General features: G+C 58.6%; 23 protein-coding genes. 13 read left to right on the forward strand and 10 right to left on the reverse strand.

The genetic code is table 11. The features are described from left to right. The first annotated feature begins 17 nt into the window (after positions 1–17). Positions 18–464, forward strand: coding sequence for a DUF2141 domain-containing protein (locus AO726_RS15920; RefSeq protein WP_082629159.1), 447 nt, complete (start codon positions 18–20; stop codon positions 462–464). Between the two features lies 1 nt (position 465). On the opposite strand, the gene AO726_RS15925 is transcribed toward AO726_RS15920, so the two are convergent. From AO726_RS15925 to AO726_RS15955, 7 genes are all read right to left on the reverse strand, one after another. Continuing rightward, positions 466–999, reverse strand: coding sequence for a lipocalin family protein (locus tag AO726_RS15925; RefSeq protein WP_058069084.1), 534 nt, complete (start codon positions 997–999; stop codon positions 466–468). Further along, positions 999–1,253, reverse strand: coding sequence for an outer membrane protein assembly factor BamE domain-containing protein (gene bamE, locus AO726_RS15930; protein WP_058069085.1), 255 nt, complete (start codon positions 1,251–1,253; stop codon positions 999–1,001). Before bamE ends, AO726_RS15925 begins: the two co-directional genes overlap by 1 nt. A 67-nt stretch (positions 1,254–1,320) precedes the next feature. Further along, positions 1,321–1,923, reverse strand: a complete 603-nt coding sequence (locus tag AO726_RS15935; RefSeq protein WP_058069086.1) for a DUF924 family protein — start codon at positions 1,921–1,923, stop codon at positions 1,321–1,323. A 4-nt stretch (positions 1,924–1,927) separates the two neighbouring features. Then, on the reverse strand, positions 1,928–2,935 hold the full coding sequence (locus AO726_RS15940) for a class 1 fructose-bisphosphatase (RefSeq protein WP_058069087.1): 1,008 nt from the start codon (positions 2,933–2,935) through the stop codon (positions 1,928–1,930). A gap of 80 nt (positions 2,936–3,015) precedes the next feature. Continuing rightward, positions 3,016–4,917 (reverse strand): esterase EstP, encoded by a 1,902-nt coding sequence (gene estP, locus AO726_RS15945; RefSeq protein ID WP_058069088.1) that lies wholly within the window; start codon positions 4,915–4,917, stop codon positions 3,016–3,018. 241 nt (positions 4,918–5,158) lie between these two features. Then, positions 5,159–6,514 (reverse strand): DUF3999 domain-containing protein, encoded by a 1,356-nt coding sequence (locus AO726_RS15950; RefSeq protein WP_058069089.1) that lies wholly within the window; start codon positions 6,512–6,514, stop codon positions 5,159–5,161. Then, positions 6,511–9,735 carry a DUF2339 domain-containing protein gene (locus AO726_RS15955; protein WP_058069090.1) on the reverse strand — a complete coding sequence of 1,075 codons (3,225 nt, stop codon included), beginning with the start codon at positions 9,733–9,735 and terminating at the stop codon, positions 6,511–6,513. The genes AO726_RS15950 and AO726_RS15955 overlap by 4 nt, the downstream gene beginning before the upstream one ends. Before the next feature lie 238 nt (positions 9,736–9,973). On the opposite strand from AO726_RS15955, the gene AO726_RS15960 reads away from it, so the two are divergent. The 6 genes from AO726_RS15960 to AO726_RS15985 all read left to right on the forward strand — a co-directional run bounded on the left by AO726_RS15960 (position 9,974) and on the right by AO726_RS15985 (position 15,624). Next, positions 9,974–10,372 carry a YkgJ family cysteine cluster protein gene (locus AO726_RS15960; protein ID WP_177330561.1) on the forward strand — a complete coding sequence of 133 codons (399 nt, stop codon included), beginning with the start codon at positions 9,974–9,976 and terminating at the stop codon, positions 10,370–10,372. A gap of 63 nt (positions 10,373–10,435) precedes the next feature. Further along, entirely contained in the window at positions 10,436–11,245 is an 810-nt protein-coding gene (locus AO726_RS15965; protein ID WP_058069213.1) for a helix-turn-helix domain-containing protein, read from the forward strand. A gap of 64 nt (positions 11,246–11,309) precedes the next feature. Continuing rightward, positions 11,310–12,716, forward strand: a complete 1,407-nt coding sequence (locus AO726_RS15970; RefSeq protein WP_058069092.1) for an NAD(P)/FAD-dependent oxidoreductase — start codon at positions 11,310–11,312, stop codon at positions 12,714–12,716. Between the two features lie 12 nt (positions 12,717–12,728). Continuing rightward, the gene (locus AO726_RS15975) at positions 12,729–13,070 is read left to right on the forward strand and encodes a cupin domain-containing protein (protein ID WP_058069093.1); all 342 of its coding nucleotides are present in this window, start codon (positions 12,729–12,731) and stop codon (positions 13,068–13,070) included. A 73-nt stretch (positions 13,071–13,143) separates the two neighbouring features. Next, positions 13,144–14,220: a polyamine ABC transporter substrate-binding protein gene (locus tag AO726_RS15980; RefSeq protein ID WP_058069094.1), complete on the forward strand. Its 1,077-nt coding sequence runs from the start codon at positions 13,144–13,146 to the stop codon at positions 14,218–14,220. A 327-nt stretch (positions 14,221–14,547) separates the two neighbouring features. Then, positions 14,548–15,624, forward strand: a complete 1,077-nt coding sequence (locus AO726_RS15985) for a polyamine ABC transporter substrate-binding protein (protein WP_058069095.1) — start codon at positions 14,548–14,550, stop codon at positions 15,622–15,624. 52 nt (positions 15,625–15,676) lie between these two features. On the opposite strand, the gene AO726_RS15990 is transcribed toward AO726_RS15985, so the two are convergent. Beyond that, on the reverse strand, positions 15,677–16,039 hold the full coding sequence (locus AO726_RS15990) for a winged helix-turn-helix transcriptional regulator (protein WP_058069096.1): 363 nt from the start codon (positions 16,037–16,039) through the stop codon (positions 15,677–15,679). Between the two features lie 207 nt (positions 16,040–16,246). Between AO726_RS15990 and AO726_RS15995 the strand changes: the two genes are divergently transcribed. Beyond that, complete coding sequence (locus AO726_RS15995; protein WP_058069097.1) at positions 16,247–16,717, forward strand: nuclear transport factor 2 family protein; 471 nt, start codon at positions 16,247–16,249, stop codon at positions 16,715–16,717. A 44-nt stretch (positions 16,718–16,761) separates the two neighbouring features. On the opposite strand, the gene AO726_RS16000 is transcribed toward AO726_RS15995, so the two are convergent. Continuing rightward, positions 16,762–18,945, reverse strand: a complete 2,184-nt coding sequence (locus AO726_RS16000) for a mechanosensitive ion channel family protein (RefSeq protein WP_152987306.1) — start codon at positions 18,943–18,945, stop codon at positions 16,762–16,764. A 153-nt stretch (positions 18,946–19,098) separates the two neighbouring features. Here AO726_RS16000 and AO726_RS16005 point away from each other — a divergent pair, with 153 nt between their 5' ends. The 4 genes from AO726_RS16005 to ntrC all read left to right on the forward strand — a co-directional run bounded on the left by AO726_RS16005 (position 19,099) and on the right by ntrC (position 23,214). Further along, positions 19,099–19,650 carry a DUF4124 domain-containing protein gene (locus AO726_RS16005; protein ID WP_058069098.1) on the forward strand — a complete coding sequence of 184 codons (552 nt, stop codon included), beginning with the start codon at positions 19,099–19,101 and terminating at the stop codon, positions 19,648–19,650. Positions 19,651–19,672: 22 nt separating this feature from the next. After that, on the forward strand, positions 19,673–20,290 hold the full coding sequence (locus AO726_RS16010; protein WP_058069099.1) for a DUF4124 domain-containing protein: 618 nt from the start codon (positions 19,673–19,675) through the stop codon (positions 20,288–20,290). A gap of 399 nt (positions 20,291–20,689) precedes the next feature. Then, on the forward strand, positions 20,690–21,775 hold the full coding sequence (gene glnL / locus AO726_RS16015; RefSeq protein WP_058069100.1) for a nitrogen regulation protein NR(II): 1,086 nt from the start codon (positions 20,690–20,692) through the stop codon (positions 21,773–21,775). Beyond that, positions 21,772–23,214 carry a nitrogen regulation protein NR(I) gene (gene ntrC / locus AO726_RS16020; RefSeq protein ID WP_058069101.1) on the forward strand — a complete coding sequence of 481 codons (1,443 nt, stop codon included), beginning with the start codon at positions 21,772–21,774 and terminating at the stop codon, positions 23,212–23,214. Before glnL ends, ntrC begins: the two co-directional genes overlap by 4 nt. A gap of 373 nt (positions 23,215–23,587) precedes the next feature. Here the strand turns inward: ntrC and AO726_RS16025 are convergent, their stop codons facing one another. Beyond that, positions 23,588–24,025, reverse strand: a complete 438-nt coding sequence (locus tag AO726_RS16025; RefSeq protein ID WP_058069102.1) for a hypothetical protein — start codon at positions 24,023–24,025, stop codon at positions 23,588–23,590. Here AO726_RS16025 and trmL point away from each other — a divergent pair. After that, complete coding sequence (trmL, locus tag AO726_RS16030) at positions 24,024–24,488, forward strand: tRNA (uridine(34)/cytosine(34)/5-carboxymethylaminomethyluridine(34)-2'-O)-methyltransferase TrmL (protein WP_058069103.1); 465 nt, start codon at positions 24,024–24,026, stop codon at positions 24,486–24,488. The two genes, AO726_RS16025 and trmL, sit on opposite strands and share 2 nt — an antisense overlap. The last annotated feature ends 95 nt before the right edge of the window (positions 24,489–24,583 follow it).

Here is a 24,583-nt window from a genome sequence, read left to right on the forward strand (position 1 = left end):
CGCGAAATGCCGGAATTATGCCACAGAGAATTCTTAAGACCGTAAAGAAGACCTGCTACACAGGTACGCTTTTCCTACTTTTTATCGGTAGACAGAGTTACGCCGGTGACGTACTGGTCACGGTTGAGGGGATTCAAGCCACAGCCACGCTGTATGGCGCACTGGTCAACAGCACAAGCGGCGATTGGGCACAACCGGCGCTGCAGGTAAGCCGCAATGAAGGTGAAACACTGCATTTTGCCGATGTGCCGGCCGGTGAATATGCCATTCAGGTGTTTCAGGATCTCAATGGCAACGCTGAATTGGACCAAAGCCGGCGCGGCGTGCCGCTAGAGCCGGTGGGTTTTTCCGGCAACCCGTCACTGTTCAACGGCAAGCCATCGGCGGATAAAGCCCGCTTCGAACATGGCAGCGCGGATACTCAGGTGAGCATCCGCCTGCGTCAGCCGAAAAAACGCAACTGACTCAGTCCTTCGCGCGCCAAATCAGCTCATCGGTTTGGTAGCCGCGTTTACGGGCTTCTTCCAGCAATGTGCTGCGCTGCTCTGCGCTCATGCTCTTGTCGCGGGTCATCAGCCACAGATGATCACGATCCGGTGTGCCAACCAGCACACTGGAGTAATCATGATCCAGATACAGCACCCAGTAGTGGCCCTTGGTCAGCCCCGAGAAAAAGCTGTCGCCAAAGGTCACCCACAGCTTGCTGCTGTCATCCGGGCTCTGCAGCACCGCACGGCCTTTGGCCTGGTCCTTCTCACCCTTATAGGTGATGCAGGTATTGGTCACACCGACGCTGCCATCGCTTTGCAGCTCATAGAGCGCTTCGGACTGTGCGCAGTTGCGCTGGAAGAACAGCGGCAAACGCGCCTGCTCGTACCAGACGCCCTGATAGCGCTTCAAGTCCACTTTGTTTACGGTCTTAGGCGGCACTTCGCCTGTACCCGAGTTTGCACATGCAGCCAACAGTGCTGCGGCACCCAAGATAATCAGTCGACGCATCATTTCAATCCTTTCCCTGAAAACATCATGACTTTGTCACCGGCATACTGAACGCTGATAAAGCTTTGTTCAGTGCCCCAGGTACAGCTGGAGATGCCCAGCGCGCTGGAGCACTCGGCGGCCTCACCCAGCAGTTTCTCCACTTCAGCCTTAGTCATGCCTGACTGCAATTTTGCATAGTTCTCCTGAGTGACCTTGTTGCAGGCAGCTAATAACAAACATGCAGCGAGAACGGCCAGAACACGCATAGACATGAGAAAACTCCTTAACAGATGACTGTTTCAGCTTGGCATAGGAGAGCCAATCTTGCCTGCCAGCGAGCTAGAAACTTGAGCCTGGCTCTTGCAGAAAGGCACTTTCCTGGGCACTTGAGGTGCGACCAAGTATCTGATTTCGATGCGGAAAACGACCAAATCTGGCGATCACTCGCTGATGCCGCTCGGCGTAATCCAGATACCCGGCAAACAGTTCGTGCTCATCAGGTGGTACTTGGGCAAGCAGCTTTTCAAACAGTTCCACGGCCTGGTCCTGAAGTACCAGATCCTCGGCATGTTCATAGACGAGGTAGGCGAACAGGCGCTGTATGGGTTTGAGCTGCTGATCCCAGCCCTTCTCCAACCCCATGCGCAGCAATGGCTGGGACAACCGATCACCGGCAAAGGCCTTGGGCGTATCGCGGTAAATCATTCGCGGGAGTTGGTCGAGCAGGAGAATATGGGCAAGCCAGCCATCTGGCGTGGCACTCCATTCGGGCAATTGCCCGCTGAGAGCCTGTTCGACCAGATGTCCGAAGCGCTGCTGCGCCTCGGCATCCTGGCTGGCCCGCTTACCAAACCACAGAGGCAGTTGGCGGGCAGACACCTCGGCGGCCGTCTTACCGGGGCCGAACCACCAGTCAAGTACAGGCTGCCAAGGCTGAGTCATGGGGTTAGCCCTTGTGATACGCAGTAATGCGCAGCACTTCTTCTTTGGAACCGAGGAAGACTGGCACGCGCTGGTGCAGGTTGTCCGGCTGAATGTCGAGAATTCGCTGAGTACCGTTGGTAGCTGCGCCGCCTGCCTGCTCGATGATCATCGACATCGGGTTAGCTTCGTACATCAGGCGCAGTTTGCCAGCCTTGTCCGGCTCGCGGGCATCGCGCGGGTACATGAACACGCCGCCACGGGTCAGGATGCGATGCACGTCCGCGACCATGGAGGCGATCCAGCGCATGTTGTAGTTCTTGCCCAGTGGGCCTTCTTCGCCCGCCAGCAGCTCGCTCACATAACGCTGTACCGGGGCTTCCCAGTGGCGCTGGTTGGACATATTGATGGCGAACTCTTTGGTCGCCTCTGGCACCTTGATGTTGTCGTGGGTCAGCACAAAACTGCCCAGCTCACGATCCAGAGTGAAGCCTTTAACGCCGTCGCCCAGAGTCAGTACCAGCATGGTTTGCGGGCCGTAAATGGCGTAACCGGCGGCCACTTGTTGAGTGCCTTTCTGCAGGAAGGCTTCATCGCCCAGGTCGCCTTCCTCACCCTGACGATCCGGGCAACGCAGTACCGAGAAGATAGTGCCGACGGAAACGTTTACGTCGATGTTGCTGGAGCCGTCCAGCGGATCGAATACCAGCAGGTAGGCACCTTTAGGGTACTGACCAGGAATCTGGTAGGGCTTGTCCATTTCCTCAGAAGCCATACCCGCCAGATTACCGGCCCACTCGTTGGCTTCCAGCAGGATTTCGTTGGAGATCACGTCCAACTTTTTCTGCACTTCGCCCTGCACGTTTTCAGTGTCCAGGCTGCCCAGTACGCCACCCAGCGCGCCTTTGGAGACCTGATGGCTGATGGCCTTGCAAGCGCGCGCGACCACTTCGATCAGAAAGCGCAGGTCTGCGGGAGTGTTGTGGCTACGGGTCTGCTCGATCAGGAAGCGACTGAGGGTAACGCGGGACATGGAGGTCTCCAGAAATAGATAATCTCGCGCAGTTTACTATTTTCAGGGCGGCAGTGCCTCATGCTGCCGCCCGTTGGCTATTACCAGTCCAGTGTCACAGCCAGACTCACGCCCTGCTGCTTGTCGTCATCAGCCTTGCGCAGGCTGTATGCGCCCCGCAGCGAGAGGTCTGCGGCGAGCTTTTGCCTAAAACCAACGCTCAAACGATCAATCCGGTCATCCGGCTCGTAGCCCTGCAACTGGTAATCGAGTGTCGGCAAGCTAGTGAGTGCCATGCGGACCTTGCCCGGATCATCCTCATATTCACGCTCACGGGCGATCTCGCCAAACAGTTCGGTGGCCGGCGCGACTTGCCAGCGCCCTTGCAAACCCACTCCCAGACGCTTGGAGGTGCGCTCCTGATCATAGACGCGCAGAGCCGTCGCGCTACCGCCTTTCTCGCTGTACCCGTCAACTTCCACCTTGGCGTAATCGGCGCTGATAAACGGACTTAAGTGCCAGTTATCGCCAGGCTGGGCAATGTCGTAGCCAAAACGGCCACTGAACGCCCAAAGCTGGCCTTCGGTGTCGCCTTTCTCGGTGTCCGTGACGCGGCCTAGCTTAACCTTGCGCTTGAGGTCGTCGTAATCCAGATAACCGGCACTGGCCGACAGATCCGCCCACCAGCGGTTGCGCTGGAATTCAGCAAAAGCAGTGGCCATGTAGCTGCGCAGGTTGTATTTGGAGTCAGCCCGCCCGGCCTCCAGGTCTTGTTCGTACAAACCTGCGGCCAGCCCCACACGCCAGTCCTCATTTAACCGGTAACTGCCGCCCAGATTGAGGTTGTAACCATTGCCGTCACCACTGGCACCGGCAGCCTGACGATCAAAATCCAGACGCTGGGCCGAGGCCGAAACAAAGGTGCGCCACTGTCCGACTGCCTGCCAGGCCGACCAATCGGCCAGCAACTCGGCGCGCAACTGGTCCTGATGGGCGCGCAACGTCCCTTGCGCCATTTCCGGCAGCAGGCTCAGCTCCCAAGGCGCGGAAAGGAAGGAGTACATGTAGTCCGCGAAGATTTCCTGCACCGCCGTGGTCGGGTGCACGCTGTCGTTATAGACCAGCTTGGTCGGATCAGGTGTCGGGCTGTTAATGCCCCACTTGGGATTGACCGTCGCGCAACCGTCGAAGCAGGTGCCTGTCAGGTTCTGGGTCGAATCCAGCCCAAAGGCATCAGCTCTGGCAAGCACCTCAGTAAACATCTGCGGGACGTTGAGTGGGATGATCTGAGCACTCATGCCTTCAAGACGCTTGACCAGCTCAACATTGAACTGTGCCCCCACTTCACTGACGGTTGCCGCCAGGGGCGATCCACTGATCGCAGGCGTTGTGCCAACGTCAGGCAGCAGGGAAACCAAGATGTAACGCGCACCGGCATTTTGCAGGGCCAGAACACCGTCAGCCAGCTGCCCGGCTGAAGCCGCAGCACCTTGTGCAAAGATAGTCCCCTGCAAGAAGTCATTACCCCCACCGTTCACATAAAACAGCGCTTTGGGGTCAAGTCTCAGGCCACGGCTAGCCAGATCAACCAGATAGCCATCGCGGGTCCGAGTTCCGGCTACCGAGCCACCTGGCGCGGCGATAGAGTCATAAATCTGATCGGTGCGGTAGCCGCCGACTGCCCAGTTATTACCATCTGCCCAGCCATTGCTCTGGTAAACCGAAGAGGTTGACGGCGTCTGCGGGCCTAATCCGAGCATCTCGCCAAGCAACATCGGCGAGGTAGAACCATAAATTTCGCCACTACCGGGCTGGAAGGTCGGGCCCACCCGGTTGGTGAAACGGCGGGTGGCGTTGGCTGGGCCATCCGCGTCGGGGAACTGTCCGGCGTCACTCAGGCTATCGCCGAAAACCACTAATGAAGAATAAGGAGAAGCAGAGCTATGGGACGGGGAGAGCAGTAACAAGCATGATGCGGCGATGGGCGTCAGTATGCGCTTCATAAGGCACCTTGATTTTATTGTTATTGGAATTTATCAACGTCAAATGTAGCCAGCTTTCCTTAGCAGCGCACAAAACAATCGGCAAAATTGCAATATCCCGTAGAACTGCTGCTAAAAGTGGCAATCTTGATCCATGCCTCACACTTGCGCACAGCGTGATTGGCTGACTCCTGACAGACCTGGCGTAGAAATTAAACACGCTGTGCCGACGTTTTTTGCGTAGTAAACCTGTCGATGCCCCCTATTCAGTACTCGGGCGACGCGACACGCTAAACGCCATCGCTGCCAGCAAGCCCACGCCAAGCAACAACACCAGCCATAAACCCCAGCGCCTCCAATCCTGTTTGGGTGCTGCCGACTGTTTTTGCACAAGCGCGTCAGCCGCGGGTAGCTGCACCTCAGCGCTGCCCAGCTGTTGCAGACGTTGCGGTTGGTAACCGGGAATCAGCGTAGTCAGCGGTAAGGCTGCCGACTGCACATTGGCACGGCCTAATGCCAGACGGTAAGGCGGGCTGCCACGCTGCAAAAACACCAGTTGGCTAGCCCGCAACGCCACTTTGATCTGAGGGTCACGGCCAAGCCCGCCACCGCGTTCATCGACCTGCACGCGCAGTTGCTGCACGGGCCAGCCCGGTAACGTCAGCTCATCCTGAACAATCTCATCCCCGCTCTCCGGCAAGCGATATAGCAGCCCCTGCGCCAGAGGCTGCCAGCTGGTTTTTTCTTCGCTGCGGCCGCTGACACGCACCGGAGCCAAACTGTTGGGCTGACTGAGTTCAACCTGCATGCGCTGTAACGGTAAGCCCTTCGGCAGGTGCCAGTGGTATTCACCATTGGCTGCGTGGGTTGCGGCAAGGGTTTGCGACCACACCAGCGGCGCTGGAGCTGTTTCAGTGCGCTGACTGCGCAGACTAGCGGCGGTTAGTTGCGGTGCCTGCTCAGGGTTTTGCCACAACAAACGCAGGTAACGTGCTTTTTGCCCCGGCAGCTCCACGTGGCGCTGTTCAACACGCTCGTCAGCAAAACTCAGGCGCGCCAGTTGGCCTGTGCCCCATGGCCGCCAACTCTTAAGGTCATCACTGGCCTCGATAGTGAAACGCTGAAAACCCTCTTGCGGGCCACTCCAGTCCAACTGCAATTGCACCAGTGAATCGTCTACCGCACTCGCATCCAGCAACCAGCCCCTCAGCACTGCCGGCTTCGCCTGCGCAGGCTCGTCGAGCAACTCGATCAAGGTGCCGCCTGTGCCACGCTGCACCCGCAGGCTCGGCACGGCGTGATCGTCACCCTCTCCGGCATACAGCGGGAACCACTTTACGCGGTGCTCTTGCTGGCTAGCTCTTGCCTCGCCCTGCCCCGCCACCAGCGCATAGGCCAAAGCCTGCCCCTCGCCGTTGAAGACCCGCAGGTCGCGCAAGTCGCCATAGTTCGCAGCAAAATGCAGCGCCATGGGAATATCCAGGCGATACCAAGGCCCTTCGCCAGAGAGTTCCAGAGGAAGCTGCTGCGCATAGTCGTCCAGTTGCTCCTGAGCCCAGCCCAGTGCAGCAACCATCATCCCTGCACATGCAACCCCCGCCATCAGGCAACGCTTCATGTTGGCTCCTGCGACTTATCCATACCCACCTTGCGCGCTGGCAACGGCGCGAAATAGCCGACAATCAGCAGCAACACGCCTACGCCAATAAACGACACGATGCGCTCAAGGCCGCCCCGATTGCCCAGTTCCACAAAGAATAGTTTGGCCACCACCAAGGCGATCAATACGGCCCCGATCAGCCACAGCTCACGCTTCCCGCGTCGATTGCCGAAGACCATCAGCGGCAAGGCAATCAGGGTCCAGACGATCGACAAGCCAGCTTGCACCAGCATCGAGTCCAGCAGCGCATTCAACTCATACGGCACCGCGGCCCAATGATGAACCGTGCGCATCACCATGGCGGTCAGCAGCGCAAACAGCGACGCGCCCAGCACAGCTTGGTTTAGCACGCGACTGTGCGCGACGCTCATCCCCAGCACCGGCAAGCCCTTCTGCGCCCAGAGGAACACCGCACCCAAGGCAAATAACAGCCCCAGTTCCAGCGGGTTAAGCAGCGGCAGATAGCCCAGCGGCTCGGCATCCCCGGCGCTCATCACATTGGCCAGCCAGAACCAGCCCAACAGCAACAGCGCCAGCGGAGCCGCCGCCAGCACTTGGTACTCCCGTGGATACGCAGCCAACGGCCATGGCCAGCGCCTGTGCAGCGACATCAGCCACAAATAAGCACTCGGCAGCAGCGCCCAGCCCAACCAGCGCCAGGCGTTGTAATGCTCGGCCAAACTCATAAACAGGTAACGCAGCTCCAACGACAGCACGCCCAGTAGCAACCAGCAGCCCAGTACATGGGCAGTACTCAGCGCCCCGCTCGGCAGCAGGCCAGCAAGCCGACGCAACGACCAGAAGTGCACGGCAAACAGCAGCCCCCAGGCCAGCCACCCCCAATTTGCCGCAGGGTGATACTGCTCATGCCAGGCATACAACAGCACCACACCGGCCAGCGGCGTCAGCAGGCAGCAGAGCACGCCCAGCCCGGTCCAACGCACCCGCCCGGCCAGATAAGCCGCCAGCGCTACGCTTCCGGTCAGAACCAGCAGCAAAGCACTGGCTTGGCTATCGCCATCGACAAAACGCAGTACCTCGCTACTCAGCGCCAGCGCCCACCAGGCAGCGCCCCATAGCATCAACAACTGCGAGAGGCCGAGCAGGCTGAAATTACCCAAGCTAATGGCACCTTCACGCTGCGCTTGCTGCTGCAATTTCCACGCGCCTACTAATGCCGTGATCCCCAGCACCAGCGGTGCCCAGAAGTCGCCATGCGCCAACGGACGCAAGCCTTCTGCATTCAAATGCCCAAGCAGCGGGCTAATCGCCAGAAACAGCAACCCACCCAGCAGTTGCACGGCAAAGGCGCAGAGCAGAAAACTACGTGCCGGCAAGCGCAAACCAATCCATAACGTCAGCAACCCGGCCACGGCCCAACAGGTTGCCGTGCCCTGTACCGCGAACAACAGCGGCGCGATCAGATAAAAGAAGCCCAGCCCACTGCTAGCCAGTAGCGATATACCTCGGCGCTCCCAATGGGTGCTCAGCTCAGTGCCGCTGTGACGCAATTGCCAGTAGCTAAACAGCAACGCCACAGCAAGCATCAACGCGCCCAGCGCAGAACCATCCAGCAGCGTGGAGTCGCCTGGGCGCAGCCCGATAAGGAAGGCCAGCGCCGCACCAAACTGCAGCAGCAGGGCAAAAGCACGGGCGAGTTTGCGTTGCTGGCGTAGCCCCAACCAATAGATGCCCGCGCCCTCTAGCGCCCAAACGGCCGAGGTCCAATTGGCATCCAACCCCAGCGGGATCGCCAAACTGGCAAAGACCACGCCCAATGCCAGACAGGTTTCCACCAACAACGCCGCACGATTACCCGTGCGCTCCACTAGCAGCCGCGCCAGCAGCAGATAGAACAGTCCTAAGCCAAGCGCGCTGAATGCCGCAGCAAACTCAATGTGCTGCACCACCGCAAACTGCAAGCCAAAGCCCACCAGCGGCGGCCCGAACAGCACGCTGGCATCAATGTAATCACCTTTGCGCGCTGCCCAACGCAACATCTCGCCGGGCACGCTGGGCGCATCCTCGGCCTCGCGCAACTTGCGCCGGGCAAACAGTAGCCCAATCGCCACATACATCAGGAAGAACAGAATCAGGAACGGCTCAGTGCTCCACAGCAACTCCGGCGTATAAGAACGCAGCCCCCAGGCGAGGCCGATACTAAAGGTGCCGACCATGCCGATGAGGTTGAGCTGCCGCCAGGCCTTGAACCAGGCAATGGCGAAAATGCCGGTATTGAGCAAGGCAAAGTAGCTGAACAGCGCTACATGGCTACCGCTACCAGTAGACGCCAGGATAGGTGCGGCGAAGCCACCTAACGCCGCTGCGGCAGCCAGCACCAGCGCATCCTGTTTAACCGCCAGAATCGCCGAGAACAGTGTGACCAGTACCAACATCGCGAACGCCATGCTGGGGTCGAGCAGCGGGTGCAAGCGCATCGCCGCGAAGACCGTCAGGTACAGCACCGCAACACCGGCGCCTTGCACCATCAAGGCGTAGTTCGGATTACGCTTGCGCAGCCACCAGCCCAGCCCCAACAGCGCCAGCGCACTGGCCGCCACGCCGGCATAACGCAGCTCAACCGGTACCACCACGCCTTCGGTGGCGTAACGCAGCAAAAATGCCAGGCCCAAAAACAACAGCACCACACCGACGCGCAGTACTGTGTTTCCACCTAGCAGCCAGTTTTTGGCAGCGGCATACCCTCGCTCAATCAGCGTTGGCTGACGCGACTCAGCAGATGCCGGCTCATTCCACTGCGCTGCGCTGTCCTGCTCGCTGCTGTCTGGAGTTGAGTGTTGCAGCTGATCAAAATCCAGCGTCCAGTCCAGGTCGAGCTTGTCATCGGCCTCCTGTGCAAGCGCAGGATCTGGCTCGGCCACCTCAGGTGTAACGGGAGTTAAAGCAGGCAGAGCGCTGTCAGGCAGGGTTTGCAAAGCCGAAACCGGGGCTTTTTCCAGCTCATCCAAGCGCGCCTTGAGGCTGTTTGCGCTCTGCTCGAATTGCGTTGAGACAACCTTCAGCTGGGACTCCAGCTTGTTGTTCTCACGCTCCAGTCCTCGTAGCTTTAAGGCTTGGCCGATACCCAGCCCCAACAGTGCACCGATCAGAGCCGAGCTGAGCGTTTCATCCGCCAGCGCGCCCAACACCAAACCAACCGCCATGTAAACCCACTGCATCCAAGCACCCCTTAGTCGGTAATCGCGACAAGCCGGCTCCTATCGCGGATACGATCTGGCAGCAGTATATGACCTGGAAAACTATGGCCCTACTTGAAAGCTGCGATACATCGTCACAATCCGAAGACAGCTTTTACGGCAAAAGCTGTGCAAAACATAGCCAACCGGCAGATAGTCATTCACAAATTCGCCACTGCCGTTATCATCGCCCGCCGCTCAAACCACACATGCCTGCCTGATGAAAAACAACCTGATTGCCGCAGCCGAAGTCGACCGCCTGGAAACCTGGGCTAAATACACCAGCGATATGTGCCACAGCTGTAACTCCACCTGCTGCACATTACCGGTGGAAGTGCGCCTGAATGATTTGATCCGCATCGGTGTGGTGGATGAGTTCGAGCGCAGCGAGCCGCCAAAGAACATCGCCAAACGCTTGCAGAAAGAAGGGATCGTTGAGCGTTTCAGCCAGAAGTCGGGAATTTTCACTCTGGTGCGCATGAGCAATAACGATTGCTACTATCTGGATCGCAAGACCCGCTTGTGCACCATCTACGACAAGCGCCCGGACACCTGCCGTAATCATCCGCGCATTGGCCCGCGCCCTGGTTATTGCGCTTATATTCCTAAGCAGCGCTGATCCTCAGCGGCCTTGAGTGAGACTGAATCAACCTCGGTACCATCAGATCGAAGTTCAATGGCAATGACTACGTACGAAATCCCCGATGATGCAGCCCAGACCGAGCAGACCCGCGCGACTGTGATGCGCTATCACGAGTGCTGGAAAGCCCGTGATCTGGACGGCGTGATGGCGCTGTATCACCCGGACGTGCAGTATGTGGACTTCTTTCAGCAGCGCTTCATGGGTTATGCCGAGCTGCGCGATTACGTGCGTAACAACCTACCGCGCCACCCCGGCGAAACCCTGGAACACACAGACCGCCTGCGCTTCGATGGCAGCACTGCATTTATCCAGTGCTGCATTCACCTGCACAGCCAGAACGGGCTGGCCGCGTTTCGTTCATGTGAAGCGATCACCGTGCTGGACGGGCTGATCTGGCGGGTCAACGAGTACGCCACGCTAATCCGCAGTGATGACCGCGAGCAGGCCAATACCGACCCGCGCCCAGTACTCAGCCGGCTGGGCCTCAGTGCCCGCCAGCTCGGGCAGATGGCGCAGGACCTTGATGAATACATGCAGCGTCAGCAGCCCTACCTGAACCCACAGCTGAATCTGCAGCAGGTCGCCGCTGACACCGGCTACACACGCAATCAGGTTTCACACCTGCTCAATCAGGTGCTGGGGCAGAGTTTCTACCGCTATATCAACAACAAGCGCCTGCAGCATCTGCTGGAAAGCCTGCAACACAATCCATCACCGTCATCAGTGGACGACCTCGCCTTTGCTTCAGGCTTCAACTCACTGTCGGCCTTCTATAAATGCTTCCGCGAACACACTGGTCAGTCGCCTAAGGCCTATCTCAAGGAAATTTCCTTGCGGGCACGCATATAAGACAACTCTTAATTTACTTCACTAGTCTCAGGCTCAATTAAGAACATCTGCCGGAGACGAACTCGTGGAAGCATGGCGCTCCATCAGTCTGTGGATGGATCAGCTGGATGACCCGCTGACTCCCCGCCCCGCACTGACCGAAGACATACAGGCCGACGTCGCCATCATTGGTGCCGGATACACCGGTATGTGGACGGCCTATTACCTCAAGCGTCAGGCTCCGAACCTGCGCATCGTCATCCTTGAGGCAGAAACTGCCGGTTTTGGTGCATCAGGCCGCAACGGCGGCTGGCTGATGGGAGCGATGCTCGGTGAAGACCGCCTGCTGGCCAAACTCTCCGCCCACGATCGCCACACTGCCCATGAAGTGCTGCACGGCATTCCGGACGAAGTAGCGCAGGTGCTGCAGCGCGAGCAAATCGACTGCGATTACCGCAAAGGCGGCTCGCTGTATTGCGCAGCACGCTATCCCGAGCAGCGCGACACCCTGCGCGCGCAACTCGACAGTTATCACGCACAAGGCCACACAGAGGCGGATTACCGCTGGCTGTCCCGTGAAGAGCTGGATCAGCAATTACGTATCCACAACGCCTACGGCGCGATCTACTCACCGCACTGCGCAACCATTCAGCCTGCCAAGTTGGCACGTGGTCTGGCCCACTGCCTGATCGGCATGGGCGTTGAACTGTACGAGCAGAGCCGTGTTAGCCATTGGGAAAAAGGCCTGATCCGCACCGACCGCGGCAGCGTCCGTGCCGACTGGGTTGTCCCTGCCGTAGAGGGTTACGCTGCCAGCCTGCCGCCACTGGGCAAATACCAGTTACCGGTGCAAAGTCTGATCGTTGCCACTGAACCGCTCAGCAATGAGATCTGGGCCAGTATCGGCCTGGACCGTGGTCAGGCTTTCAGCGAATGGAGCCGTCAGGTCACATACGGCCAGCGCACAGCTGACAACCGTCTGGTATTCGGCGCCCGTGGAGGCTATCGCTTCGGCGGCAAGCTGCGCACCGACTTTAATCTGACCACCGATGAGCGCGAACTGCGCCGTTACCTGTACTGCGAGCTGTTCCCGCAGCTTAAAGATGTCCGCATCACCCACGCTTGGGGCGGCAACCTGGGCATGGCCCGGCGCTTCCGCCCACATATGCTGGTAGACCGCAGCAACGGAATCGCCCTCTCCGGCGGTTACGGCGGCGAAGGTGTGGGCGCAACCAATCTGGGCGGCCGCACCTTGGCCGACCTGATTCTGGGCAAACAAACCCAGCTCACCCAACAGCCCTGGGTGCTGGGCGACAAACCGCTGAGCACTCTCTCTGGCTGGGAGCCTGAACCCCTGCGCTGGCTGGGTTACAACGCGATCATCCAAAGCTTTGTCCACGAAGACCAGGTGCTGGCCAAACCCGACAGCGCCACCTGGCGCCGCCGGCTGGCCATCACGCTGGCTAACACCCTAGAAACCTTCATGCGTTAATCGGAGTACGCCATGAGCATCGAACACTTTAAGAACACCCCAAACATGGCGCTGGCAGACGCAACACCAGTGGCCGTACCGCTGGGCGAACCGGTTGCAGTCACCACCGGCCAGGGCGTTGAGCATGCCGACGGTGTAGCCGCAGGCGTCTGGGAATGCACACCGGGCCGCTGGCGTCGGCAGATTGCCCAGCAGGAGTTCTGCCACTTCATTTCCGGGCGTTGCACCTTCACCCCGGACGGCGGCGAACCGATTCAGATCAACGCAGGCGACGCCATGCTTTTCCCGGCCAACACCTTTGGCATCTGGGACATTGAGGAGACCGTCCGCAAGACCTACGTCCTGCTCAAATAACCCGAATTATCCGGCTAATCGTGCCCTTGTATTACCGCTTCGATAAGAACTCATAAGAACGTTGAGGTACCCCATGCTTAAGAAGTTAGTTCCCCTGCTGTTGGTCAGCAGCATCAGCCAGGCCGCAGAAACCGTCCGTATCTATAACTGGAGCGATTACATCGCACCGGACACCATTAAAGAGTTTCAACAAGCGACCGGTCTGAAAGCGCATTACGACGTCTACGACAGCAACGAAACCCTGGACGCCAAACTGTCGGCCGGCCGCTCCGGCTACGACGTGGTCTTCCCCTCTGACCACTTCATGGCCCGCCAGATCAAGAGCGGCGCACTGAAGCCGTTGGACAAGAGCCGCATCCCCAACCTGAAAAACCTCAACCCGGTGCTGCTCAAGACCCTTGAAGGCAACGATCCGGGTAACCAGTACGGTATTCCTTACCTGTGGGGCACCACCGGTATCGGCTACAACGTTGATCAGGTACGTAAAGTGCTGGGCGACGACGCCGTCATGGAATCCTGGGATGCCATCTTCAAGCCGGAGAACCTGGAAAAGCTCGCCCAGTGCGGCGTAGCCATTCTGGACAACGGCCCGGAACTGCTGCCGATTACCCTGCACTACCTGGGCTTGCCGCACCACAGCAAGAACATGGATGACTACAAGAAAGCCGAAGCCAAGCTGATGGAAGTGCGTAAGAACGTGCGCTATTTCCACTCCTCCAAATATGTTGGCGATCTGGCTAACGGTGACATCTGCGTAGCCGTAGGTTTCTCCGGCGACATCCTGCAGGCTGCCAACCGTGCGGCTGAAGCTAAGAACGGCCTGAACATTGAGTACCGCATCCCGAAAGAAGGTGTGCCGATCTGGTTCGACATGATCACCATGCCGGCCGACTCCACCAACGAGGAAGCCGGTTACGCCTTCATCAACTACCTACTTGAGCCGCAGGTGATGGCCAAAATCACCAACTACGTGCAATACCCCAACGCCGTAGTGCCAGCCACTGAGCTGGTGGATGAGGCCATCCGCACTGACACTCGCATCTATCCGACTGACGAGCAGATGAAAACCTTCTACGCCCTGGAAGCCATGCCGCTGAACATCGACCGTGTTCGCACGCGCATCTGGAGCAAGGTTAAGAGCGGCCTGTAACTCACAGCCACCCTCACCCAATTGAAGGCCTCCGCCAGAGCAATCTGCGGGGGCTTTTTTTCAGGCTGAAATGCCTCGTTACATGCCAGTACAGCCCCAAAGCAAATTGAGCCACAAGACTTCTGCCACTTTGAGTGCGGAAGTTGTACCTTCATACCGCCTGTCGGTGATTCGGCCCTGTAAAAACAGCACCAGCACCCTCAGCAACCGGAACTTCAGGGAGAACATGCACAAACCACAACCTGCTTAAAAAGCCAACAATCGCAGGCCAACACTTACTCTTGAACTGCCGCTTCGATAAAACCGATAAATACGATGAGGTATCCCATGCTGAAGAAGTTAGTCCCCCTGCTGTTAGTCAGCAGTATCAGTCAGGCCGCGGAATCTGTACGCATTTATAACTGGAGCGATTACATCGCCCCGGACACCATTAAGGAGTTCCAGGAAACCACTGGCATCAAGGCTCACTACGACGTTTACGACAGCAACGAAACGCTGGACGCCAAACTCTCAGCCGGCCGCTCTGGCTACGACGTGGTCTTCCCTTCTGACCACTACATGGCCCGCCAGATTCAGCGTGGTGCCCTGAAAGAGCTTGATAAGAGCCGTATCCCCAACTGGAAAAACATCAACCCGACTCTGCTCAAAGCACTGGAAGTCAACGACCCAGGCAACAAGCACGGCTTCCCGTACCTGTGGGGCACCACCGGCATTGGTTATAACGTCGACAAAGTCCGCGAGCTGCTGGGCGACGACGCGGTGATGAGTTCCTGGGACGCTATCTTCAAGCCCGAAAACCTCAGCAAGCTGGCCCAGTGCGGCGTCGCCGTTCTCGACAACGGTCCGGAGCTACTGCCGATCACCCTGCACTACCTCGGCCTGCCGCATCACAGCAAAAACCTGGATGACTACAAACTAGCGGAAGAAAAGCTGCTGGAAGTGCGCAAGAACATCCGCTATTTCCACTCCTCCAAGTACATCGGCGACCTGGCCAACGGTGACATCTGCGTAGCAGTTGGTTTCTCCGGAGACATCCTGCAAGCAGCCAACCGTGCGGCTGAAGCCAAGAACGGCATAAAGATCGAATACAGCATTCCGAAAGAAGGCGTTCCGATCTGGTTTGACATGGTCACCATGCCCGCTGATGCCGGAAATGAAGAGGCAGGCTACGCGTTCATGAACTATCTGCTGCAGCCGGAAGTGATCGCCAAAATCACTAACTACGTGCAGTACGCCAACGCCGTTCCATCCGCTGATTCACTGGTCGACAAAGCGGTACTGGATGACCGCCGCATCTACCCGGCAGCCGAGCAGATGAACACGTTCTACTCGCTGGAAGCGATGCCAATGGACGTCGACCGCGTCCGCACCCGCATCTGGACCAAGGTGAAGAGCGGCCTGTAATTCCCCGCCCTGATGCCACCGAGCCTCCGCCAGTCCGCTGGCGGGGGCTTTTTTACGGCTGTGGGTCGGCCTGCCGCCGGGCCTCATCGATCAACGGGCGGTTCTCGCTGGCCCAATCGATCAGCGCATTCATCGGCACCAGAAAGGAGCGCCCCAGTTCTGTCAGGCAATACTCAACCCGAGGCGGCACTTCGGCATACAACGTGCGCTGCACAAAACCATCTTGTTCCAGGCGCTTAAGGGTCCGCGAGAGCATCTGCTTGGAGATATCCCCCACTTCGCGCCCCAACTCGTTAAAGCGCATCGTGCCTTCGCCCAACTCCAGTAAGACCAACAAACTCCATTGATCTCCCAAACGGTCGAGCACACCGCGTATCGGACATGGGTGGGTAAGCGCAGCTGGATTTTTCGCCATTTTTCACCTAATTGATCTGAATAAGCGGTCAACGCGCAGTGACCTGGTCGCCGCCTGATGACTTCTTGTGGGGCATCGCAGCGGGCTGTAACCTCCGTGAATTCCCATGGTCTACATTGTAGAGCAGGGACAAACTTGAGACTAAAGCTCCGATTCCCACGCACGGCTGCGCCGTGTTCCCTAAGCATCTCCAACAGGAGTGAGCCGATGCTAATTACCCGCCTATTCGCCGCCACCGTTCTGGCTTGTACGCTGCTAAGCAGCGGCCTGCTGCATGCGGCAGAAACCAGCCGTGATCTGAAACAGGAAGAAGCCAACCGTACACTGGTGCTGGCCTTCTATGATCAGTTTTTCAATCAGCACAAGATTGACGAGGCCGCCAAGGTGCTGACCGATAACTACCGCCAGCACAATCCCTATGTCCCGGACGGCAAAGCGCCGATGGTGGATTACTTTCGCGGGTTCTTTAAGGAAAACCCCGAGGCCCGCGCCAAAATTGTGCGTAGCGCCACTGACGGCGATTTGGTCTACCTGCACGTGCACTTCACCAACAACCCGACTGACCGCGGCCAGGCCATCGTGGATATCTTCCGCGTAGAGAACAACCGCATCACCGAGCATTGGGATGTGGTTCAGGACGTACCGGAAACCGCTGCCAACGACAACAGCATGTTCTAAAACAACAGGCCGCCGGAGTGTTTCGGCGGCCTGCCCGCGTGCGCTTAAGCCTCTTCGTCCGGCGCACCGGCGGTGGCGGCCCTGGGCCGGGTCAGCTGCACGTTCAGACGCGGCATGGCCAACTCCAAACCCCGCGCATCCAGTTTCTGCCGCAGAAGCAGATTAAAAGCGCGCTGCACCTCCCACTGCTTGATCGGTGCCGTTTTGAAACGGAAGCGCAGGATCGCCTGACCGTTGTCAAAACTTTCCACCCCCTGCATTTCCAGCGGCGACCAGATGTTGCGGCTGACAACCCGGTCGTTACGCAGTTCACCTGCGACCTCGCGCACCAGCGCCAGCGCATCATTGATCGGCATCGTCGCCGGCACCGGCCAGCGGAACATGGCATAGCCGAACTGGCGCGAGTAGTTCTTGATCGTTTTGATCTCGCTGAACGGCACGGTGTGCACCACACCATCCAAGTCACGCAGGCGAACAGTGCGAATAGTCAGCGCCTCAACTGTCCCCAGATGCCCGCCCACATCTACATAGTCATCAATCGACAGCGAGTCTTCGATGATGATGAACAGGCCGGTAATCAGGTCCGCCACCAGCGACTGCGCACCAAAACCGATTGCCAAACCGATAACACCGGCACCGGCCAGCAGCGGCGTGACGTTCATCCCCATATTCGCCAGTGCCACAATCAGGGCAATGATGGCGATGGTTACGAAAATCACGTTGCGGATCAGCGGAAGCATGGTCAGCGCGCGGGTGCTGGTACGATTTTTCGCCCCCAGCCCGAGTACGTGCTGAATCGCCGTATCAGCAAGAATCCAGGCTAACCAAGCAAAAATCAGGGTCGTGGCGAAACTGACCACCTTAATACTGATGGCCGAGCCCTCGCCTTCGGCATAACTCAGCAGCGACATGCCCCACACCCGCAGGCCGATCTCAAGGAAGACCAGCACCGTGCCCAGGTGCACCAAGGTGTAGAAAAACTTCTTCAGCTGCTCAACATACGGCGCGCTCTGGCGGTGTCCGGCCCGTGGCGGACGCGTATGAGCCCTGCGGATCAAACCGTTAACGGTCAGCCACACCACCGCAATCACCGAGCACAGTAAAGCCCGACGCAGAGTGGCGCTGCTGTCACCGGCGGTCATCACCGTGGCCACCAACGACGTACCCACCAGCAACAAAACCGGCACATACCACAGGCTGCCCACTACCTCGATCAGCTCCTGCACGCCGCGCTGTTTGAGGCGGCGCTGCAGAGGCTGGTTACGGATCAGGTGAGCAATCGGGCGACGGAATTTGAGAGCAAAAATAGCCGTCAGGGTTGCTGCCAGAATATTTGCCACTGAGGCAATCGACAGCGAGGTGTACACCCCCAGTCCTTCAACCACGCGCGGGTCATGCACCACCTCGCCGAGCGTAGCCAAGCTGCCAATCAGCCACAACGGGCGGAAGGCCTTGCGGCGCAGAATGTTCAGAGCAGGTGTGCGGTGAGGGCCACTGATCAGCGACAGCGAAATCACACACAGGGCTGAAATCAACGTACCGCAGACCAGCACATAGGCGGTGATCATCGCCAGCATGCGTCCCAGCGAGCTGGGCAGCGCCACGGCAAAGTACAGAGTGATCAGGAAGGCAATCAGCCACGGCCCGAGCTTGCGCACGGCGAACAGCATCAGGTCGCGGGTTTTCGGGTTTTGTGGCAGCTCCTGCTCCAGGCCGAAGCGCTGCTGCATGCGCCTGGCCAACCAACGCAAGCCCACCGCCACGCAGCCCCAGATCAGAATGACCATCGCAAAATCCAGCACCATCTCCGGCCACTGCTGCCACGACGGAGCCCGGGCGACCAGCTCCTCCTGAGTCTTCTCAAGTTTCTTGGTCCACAGCACTAACGGGCTGTTTTCACCCTGAAACTGACGCTCGAAGCTGCCGATGGTCTCGCCGAGCAGGCCCAGCACTCCGCCACTTTCCTGCTTATTTTTCTCTGTGACATCACGCAGCTGTTTGAGCTTCTTCAGCATATCCGCGCGCTGCTTGTCGTTCTCCAGCACCTGAATCACCTGATTCAGGGACTGCTCCAACTGCGCGTCAGAAATTTTCTGCTCGGACTTATCGCCACTGCCAGGCAGCCCCGGCAAGGCTGCAAAAGCCGGAGAGGCCAGTGACAGACTCATCACCAGCAGAATCAAAAAGCGCTGTATCACCTTCACACACATCCCCTTAACGCGAAGCATAGTTACACGCACCCTGGTCAGGCTGACACAGTCCATTGCGTACGACCTGCCCCTCTGACAGCAGCATTAGAAAAACATTACAAGCGTACTGACTTGCCAAGCAGCACCAGCAATGCAAGGCTTACAGCACCGCAAACCAAGGGATTGCTGCCCATGCGCCTGCTAACCGTGTTTCTGTTTTGCGCCTTAGCATTGCCTGCTTCTGCGCAGATTTACAAATACACCGATGATCGCGGCAATGTCGTGTACAGCGATCAACCGCCGGAAGGCCGCACCGCTCAGACCATCGAGCTGGCACCGACCAACACCGTTGAAGCGCAAGCACCTGTCGACATGCCAAGTCACACCGAGACCGCCGAACAATCGGCTGCCTACACTGTGCTGCGTCTTAAAGACCTGCCTTCGGCAGACGCTATCCGCGCCAACAACGGCACGTTTAGTGTGGGCGTTGAAATTCAACCACGCCTGCAAAGCGGTCATTCCCTGCGTTTACTGCTGGATGGTCGCCCTTACGGCAAGCCAACTACAGCACCGCGCCTGCAATTGACCAACATTGATCGCGGCGAACACAGCCTGGCGGTTGAGGTACTCAGTGGTGACACGCCATTGCAGACCAGCCAAACCCAAACCTTTACGGTCCAACGCGTACACACCAACAACCCGGCCACTCGCCCGCCTAAACCACAACCCAAGCCTGCACCTTAAACACAAGGCCATTTGATCGACTATGCGCAAACTGCTGTTGTGCAGCCTGATGCTGCTAGCCCTGCCCGCTCTGGCTCAGGTGTATACCTACATAGATGCTGAAGGGAACCGCGTATTCACTGACAAGCCGCGCTCCAGCACTGCCAAGCCAGTGCAACTGGCCCCGAGCAACAGCATGCCTTCTTATGAATATCAGGCGCCGCAGGCCCCTGCCGTTATCGAAGCGCCCCAATTGCGCTATCACGTGCTGCGCATTTTAATTCCGCTGCCCGACACCACCATTCGTGATAGCGCTGGCAACCTGATCGTGACTGCTGACAGTGAGCCTGGCTTGTTCCCTAAACACCGTTATCGTCTGGTGATGGACGGCCAGCCTCAGGGCGAGCCGCAAACCAGCCCGGTGTTTGCCCTGGAAAATATCGACCGGGGCACTCACCAGATCGCCATTGAGATCGTCGATGAGCAGGGCCGGATTGTCGAACGCACGCCCAGCCAGCCCTTCCACATGCAGCGCATTTCTCTGACACAAAAGCGCAAAGTTAACCCGTGCAAAAAAGATGATTACGGCGTCCGCCCGGAATGCCCAATCCGCGACAAACCCAAGCCTGAGCCCGACATTCCTTTTGTGCCGTTCATTTAACCTACGCACGACACGTATCCTTCCCATCGCAGACACTTATTTGCACCAATTTGGTGCAAATGCCGTCAACTTATTCCTATACTGTCCCTGTTCTGGGTCATAAAAAGCACCGAGACAACACGCGAAGCTGCGAAAACGGGCACACCGGTCCAAATCACGCATCTTTTCGGGGCTTTGGTTTGCTTTTTGCATTTACCCACTCAGTAGCCACGTTTTTCAGGAGCTGTGAGCAGTTCGCCAAGGCGCGAGGGCAGTCCGCTTCAGCAGTTTCTGTTCATGACAGGAGTGAGGTTTGCTTATTACCACGCGCACTAGGAAAAACCGGCTACGCCAGACGAGGTCCAACCCCATACGCCACCATGCCTGCAGGCTGGAAGCGAAACCTCAGCAGGCCAGGCCATGATTATCAACGACTCGTTACACCGATTACTGCTCGATAACCTGACGACCGCCACACTGCTGCTCAACGGCGAACTGCGTCTTGAATACATGAACCCGGCAGCAGAGATGCTGCTGGCTGTCAGCGGCCAGCGCAGCCATGGCCAGTTCATCAACGAACTGTTCACCGAATCAGCAGAAGCCCTCAATGCGCTGCACATTGCCGTTGCCCAAGCGCATCCGTTCAACAAACGCGAGACGGTTCTGACCACCCTCAACGGCCAGCCGCTGACTGTCGATTACGCCGTGACACCAGTGCTCAACCAGGGCGAAACCCTGTTGCTGCTGGAGATTCACCCGCGCGACCGACTGCTTCGCATCACTAAAGAAGAAGCGCAGCTGTCCAAGCAGGAAACCACCAAGATGCTCGTGCGCGGCCTTGCCCATGAGATCAAAAATCCGCTCGGAGGCATCCGTGGCGCAGCCCAGCTGCTGGCCCGTGAGCTGCCGGAAGAGAGCCTGCGTGATTACACCAATGTGATCATTGAAGAAGCCGACCGCCTGCGTAATTTGGTCGACCGCATGCTCGGTTCAAACAAATTACCGACCCTGAGCCTGACCAATATCCACGAAGTGCTGGAACGGGTCAGCAGCCTGATCGAAGCCGAAAGCCAGGGCAGCATCGTCCTGGTGCGCGATTACGATCCGAGCATCCCAGATGTGCTGATCGACCGCGAACAAATGATCCAGGCGGTACTCAACATCGTCCGCAACGCCATGCAGGCCCTGGCCTACAGCACCGAGCAGCACCCCGGGCGCATCACCCTGCGCACCCGCACCATGCGTCAGTTCACCATCGGTCACACCCGCCACCGGCTCGTGGCCAAGATTGAAATTATCGATAACGGCCCCGGCATCCCGCCGGAACTACAGGAAACCATTTTCTATCCCATGGTCAGCGGGCGTGCCGACGGCACCGGCCTTGGCCTGGCAATCACCCAGAACATCATCAGTCAGCACCAGGGACTGATCGAATGCGAGAGCTATCCCGGCCACACCGTATTCTCAGTCTTCCTGCCTCTGGAACAAGGAGTTGCCCCGTCATGAATCACAGTGAAACCGTCTGGATTGTCGATGATGATCGCTCTATCCGCTGGGTGCTGGAAAAGGCCCTGCAACAGGAAGGCATGACCACTCAAAGTTTCGACAGTGCAGACGGTGTCCTCAACCGCCTCAGCCGTCAGCAGCCGGACGTCATCATCTCCGACATCCGCATGCCCGGCGCCAGTGGCCTTGATCTGCTGGCACGTATCCGCGAACTGTATCCACGCCTGCCGGTCATCATCATGACCGCCCACTCCGATCTGGACAGTGCGGTGGCCTCCTATCAGGGTGGTGCCTTCGAATACCTGCCCAAACCGTTTGATGTGGATGAAGCCGTCTCCCTGGTCAAACGCGCCAACCAGCACGCCAAAGAGCAGCAAAGCCTGGCAGCCCCGACCGAACAGCCGCGCACCCCGGAAATCATCGGTGAAGCACCGGCCATGCAGGAAGTCTTCCGCGCCATCGGCCGCCTCAGCCACTCCAACATTACTGTGCTGATCAACGGCGAGTCCGGAACTGGTAAAGAGCTGGTCGCTCACGCCCTACACCGTCACAGCCCGCGCGCAGCGTCTCCGTTCATCGCCCTTAACATGGCGGCGATTCCAAAAGATTTGATGGAGTCCGAGCTGTTCGGCCACGAGAAGGGCGCATTCACCGGCGCAGCCAACCAGCGTCGTGGCCGCTTTGAGCAGGCCGATGGCGGCACCCTGTTCCTCGACGAAATCGGCGACATGCCCGCCGATACCCAAACCCGCCTGCTGCGCGTACTGGCCGATGGCGAGTTCTACCGCGTCGGCGGCCATACGCCGGTTAAAGTGGACGTACGCATCATTGCGGCGACCCACCAGAATCTGGAAAGCCTGGTACAGGCCGGCAAATTCCGTGAGGACTTATTCCACCGCCTCAACGTGATCCGTATCCACATTCCACGCCTGGCCGATCGTCGCGAAGACATTCCGACGCTGGCCCGCCACTTCCTCGGCCGCGCCGCCACCGAGCTGGCCGTCGAGCCGAAGATTCTTAAGAGCGAAACCGAAGAGTACCTGCGCAACCTGGCCTGGCCGGGCAACGTCCGCCAACTGGAAAACACCTGCCGCTGGATCACCGTCATGGCTTCAGGCCGTGAAGTGCATATTGATGACCTGCCGCCGGAACTGCTCAGCCAGCCTCAGGAAAGCGCCCCGGTCAGCAACTGGGAACAAGCGCTGCGTCAGTGGGCCGATCAGTCCCTGGCGCGCGGCCAATCCAGTCTGCTGGACAGCGCCGTACCGGCGTTCGAGCGGATCATGATCGAAACCGCCCTCAAACACACCGCTGGCCGCCGTCGCGACGCAGCCGTGCTACTGGGCTGGGGCCGCAACACCCTGACCCGCAAGATCAAAGAGCTGGGCATGAACGTCGCCGGTGGCGACGGTGATGACGGCGACGATAGCGACGACTGATCGCACCTCCAGGCGGCGCGCCCGCGCCGCCTGCTTCCCCTCCTTCGTATCCCACTGCAGCAGCCCCGTCATCAGACGCATTTCGGGCTGGCATCGACATTTGCCTGGCTTAACGGCTCCCGAGCCAATGCGCCCCAGACTCTCTCACGCCCCATCTGGCTCCATAACAAGGCACGCAGCCTCAGACTGGTGCACGACCAGATGCCGCTGCGTTTGAGAAAACAGGCAGGCAAACACTGAGAAATCCCTCACAGCCCAACAAATACGGGCACTCCATCGATTTTTTAAAAGTTGGCACGGGCTCTGCATATACATAAGCAATTCCCAGTTTTGGGGACCTTGGTACAGGCAGGCCGGGGAATCCCCTCTTTTATTACTGCGTTAGGCTGATCACCAGCCGCCAGCGACCGTCCGCTTCCTGAGCACGCCACGTGCCCTGAAGCGGACGGGCCGCCACCACCTTCAGCAGCAAATCTCTACGCTCCCGCACGATACGCCAGTTGGCGCGATGACCGCCCACCTGCAGCTGACCGCTACCTTCCTTACCAAAGCTCTCGATACGCAGCAGGAAAACGCCTTCAGCTTCGCCCACTTGCGGCTTAGGCTCCTGGTCAAACCACAGCTCCAGCCCCTGATCAATCACCCGTACGTCGCGCAGCCATTGCGGATCAGGGTGCACCAATCGCCCGATCATCAGACCGATCAGAAAAGCGAAAACCGCCAATGACGCAATAACTCGCAGCCACGGACGAGGCCGCGGCGGCAGATCGGGGGTAGAATAGTCGCCGTCTTCAGGGCTGGAACCGCGCATGTTTCACGTAATCCTTTTTCAACCGGAAATACCGCCGAACACCGGCAACATTATCAGGCTCTGCGCCAACAGCGGCTGCCACCTGCACCTGATCGAGCCTTTAGGCTTCGAGCTGGATGATAAACGCCTGCGCCGCGCCGGACTGGATTATCACGAGTACGCCACCCTGCAACGCCATCCGGACCTGGACAGCTGCCTGGCGAGCATTGGCAATCCCCGGGTTTTCGCCTTTACCACCAAAGGCAGCCAGCCATTCCACGACGTCAGCTACCAGCCCGGTGATGCCTTCCTGTTCGGCCCGGAAAGCCGTGGCCTGCCGGAAGACATCCGCAACAGCGTACCGCCCGAACAACGCCTGCGCCTGCCCATGCGCGAAGGCTGCCGCAGCCTCAACCTCTCCAACACTGTAGCCGTGGCCGTGTATGAAGCCTGGCGGCAGCAGGGGTTTGCCGAGGCGCAGTGAGCTATCTGAGGCCCGTGCCCAAATTAGCGCGTGGCAGCTAAATCGAACGGTGGGTAATCTGCTTCGCAGACTTACCACACCCTACGTTACGTATG

The organism is Pseudomonas sp. TTU2014-080ASC (genome assembly GCF_001446935.1).
Taxonomy (GTDB): domain Bacteria; phylum Pseudomonadota; class Gammaproteobacteria; order Pseudomonadales; family Pseudomonadaceae; genus Aquipseudomonas.

Excerpts from the sequence above, each read along its gene's own strand:
- AO726_RS15920 (WP_082629159.1), top strand. The coding sequence starts at position 18 with ATGCCACAGAGAATTCTTAAGACCGTAAAGAAGACCTGCTACACAGGT.
- AO726_RS15925 (WP_058069084.1), bottom strand. The coding sequence starts at position 999 with ATGCGTCGACTGATTATCTTGGGTGCCGCAGCACTGTTGGCTGCATGT.
- bamE (WP_058069085.1), bottom strand. The coding sequence starts at position 1,253 with ATGTCTATGCGTGTTCTGGCCGTTCTCGCTGCATGTTTGTTATTAGCT.
- AO726_RS15935 (WP_058069086.1), bottom strand. The coding sequence starts at position 1,923 with ATGACTCAGCCTTGGCAGCCTGTACTTGACTGGTGGTTCGGCCCCGGT.
- AO726_RS15940 (WP_058069087.1), bottom strand. The coding sequence starts at position 2,935 with ATGTCCCGCGTTACCCTCAGTCGCTTCCTGATCGAGCAGACCCGTAGC.
- estP (WP_058069088.1), bottom strand. The coding sequence starts at position 4,917 with ATGAAGCGCATACTGACGCCCATCGCCGCATCATGCTTGTTACTGCTC.
- AO726_RS15950 (WP_058069089.1), bottom strand. The coding sequence starts at position 6,514 with ATGAAGCGTTGCCTGATGGCGGGGGTTGCATGTGCAGGGATGATGGTT.
- AO726_RS15955 (WP_058069090.1), bottom strand. The coding sequence starts at position 9,735 with ATGCAGTGGGTTTACATGGCGGTTGGTTTGGTGTTGGGCGCGCTGGCG.
- AO726_RS15960 (WP_177330561.1), top strand. The coding sequence starts at position 9,974 with ATGAAAAACAACCTGATTGCCGCAGCCGAAGTCGACCGCCTGGAAACC.
- AO726_RS15965 (WP_058069213.1), top strand. The coding sequence starts at position 10,436 with ATGACTACGTACGAAATCCCCGATGATGCAGCCCAGACCGAGCAGACC.
- AO726_RS15975 (WP_058069093.1), top strand. The coding sequence starts at position 12,729 with ATGAGCATCGAACACTTTAAGAACACCCCAAACATGGCGCTGGCAGAC.
- AO726_RS15980 (WP_058069094.1), top strand. The coding sequence starts at position 13,144 with ATGCTTAAGAAGTTAGTTCCCCTGCTGTTGGTCAGCAGCATCAGCCAG.
- AO726_RS15985 (WP_058069095.1), top strand. The coding sequence starts at position 14,548 with ATGCTGAAGAAGTTAGTCCCCCTGCTGTTAGTCAGCAGTATCAGTCAG.
- AO726_RS15990 (WP_058069096.1), bottom strand. The coding sequence starts at position 16,039 with ATGGCGAAAAATCCAGCTGCGCTTACCCACCCATGTCCGATACGCGGT.
- AO726_RS15995 (WP_058069097.1), top strand. The coding sequence starts at position 16,247 with ATGCTAATTACCCGCCTATTCGCCGCCACCGTTCTGGCTTGTACGCTG.
- AO726_RS16000 (WP_152987306.1), bottom strand. The coding sequence starts at position 18,945 with ATGCTTCGCGTTAAGGGGATGTGTGTGAAGGTGATACAGCGCTTTTTG.
- AO726_RS16005 (WP_058069098.1), top strand. The coding sequence starts at position 19,099 with ATGCGCCTGCTAACCGTGTTTCTGTTTTGCGCCTTAGCATTGCCTGCT.
- AO726_RS16010 (WP_058069099.1), top strand. The coding sequence starts at position 19,673 with ATGCGCAAACTGCTGTTGTGCAGCCTGATGCTGCTAGCCCTGCCCGCT.
- glnL (WP_058069100.1), top strand. The coding sequence starts at position 20,690 with ATGATTATCAACGACTCGTTACACCGATTACTGCTCGATAACCTGACG.
- ntrC (WP_058069101.1), top strand. The coding sequence starts at position 21,772 with ATGAATCACAGTGAAACCGTCTGGATTGTCGATGATGATCGCTCTATC.
- trmL (WP_058069103.1), top strand. The coding sequence starts at position 24,024 with ATGTTTCACGTAATCCTTTTTCAACCGGAAATACCGCCGAACACCGGC.
- AO726_RS16025 (WP_058069102.1), bottom strand. The coding sequence starts at position 24,025 with ATGCGCGGTTCCAGCCCTGAAGACGGCGACTATTCTACCCCCGATCTG.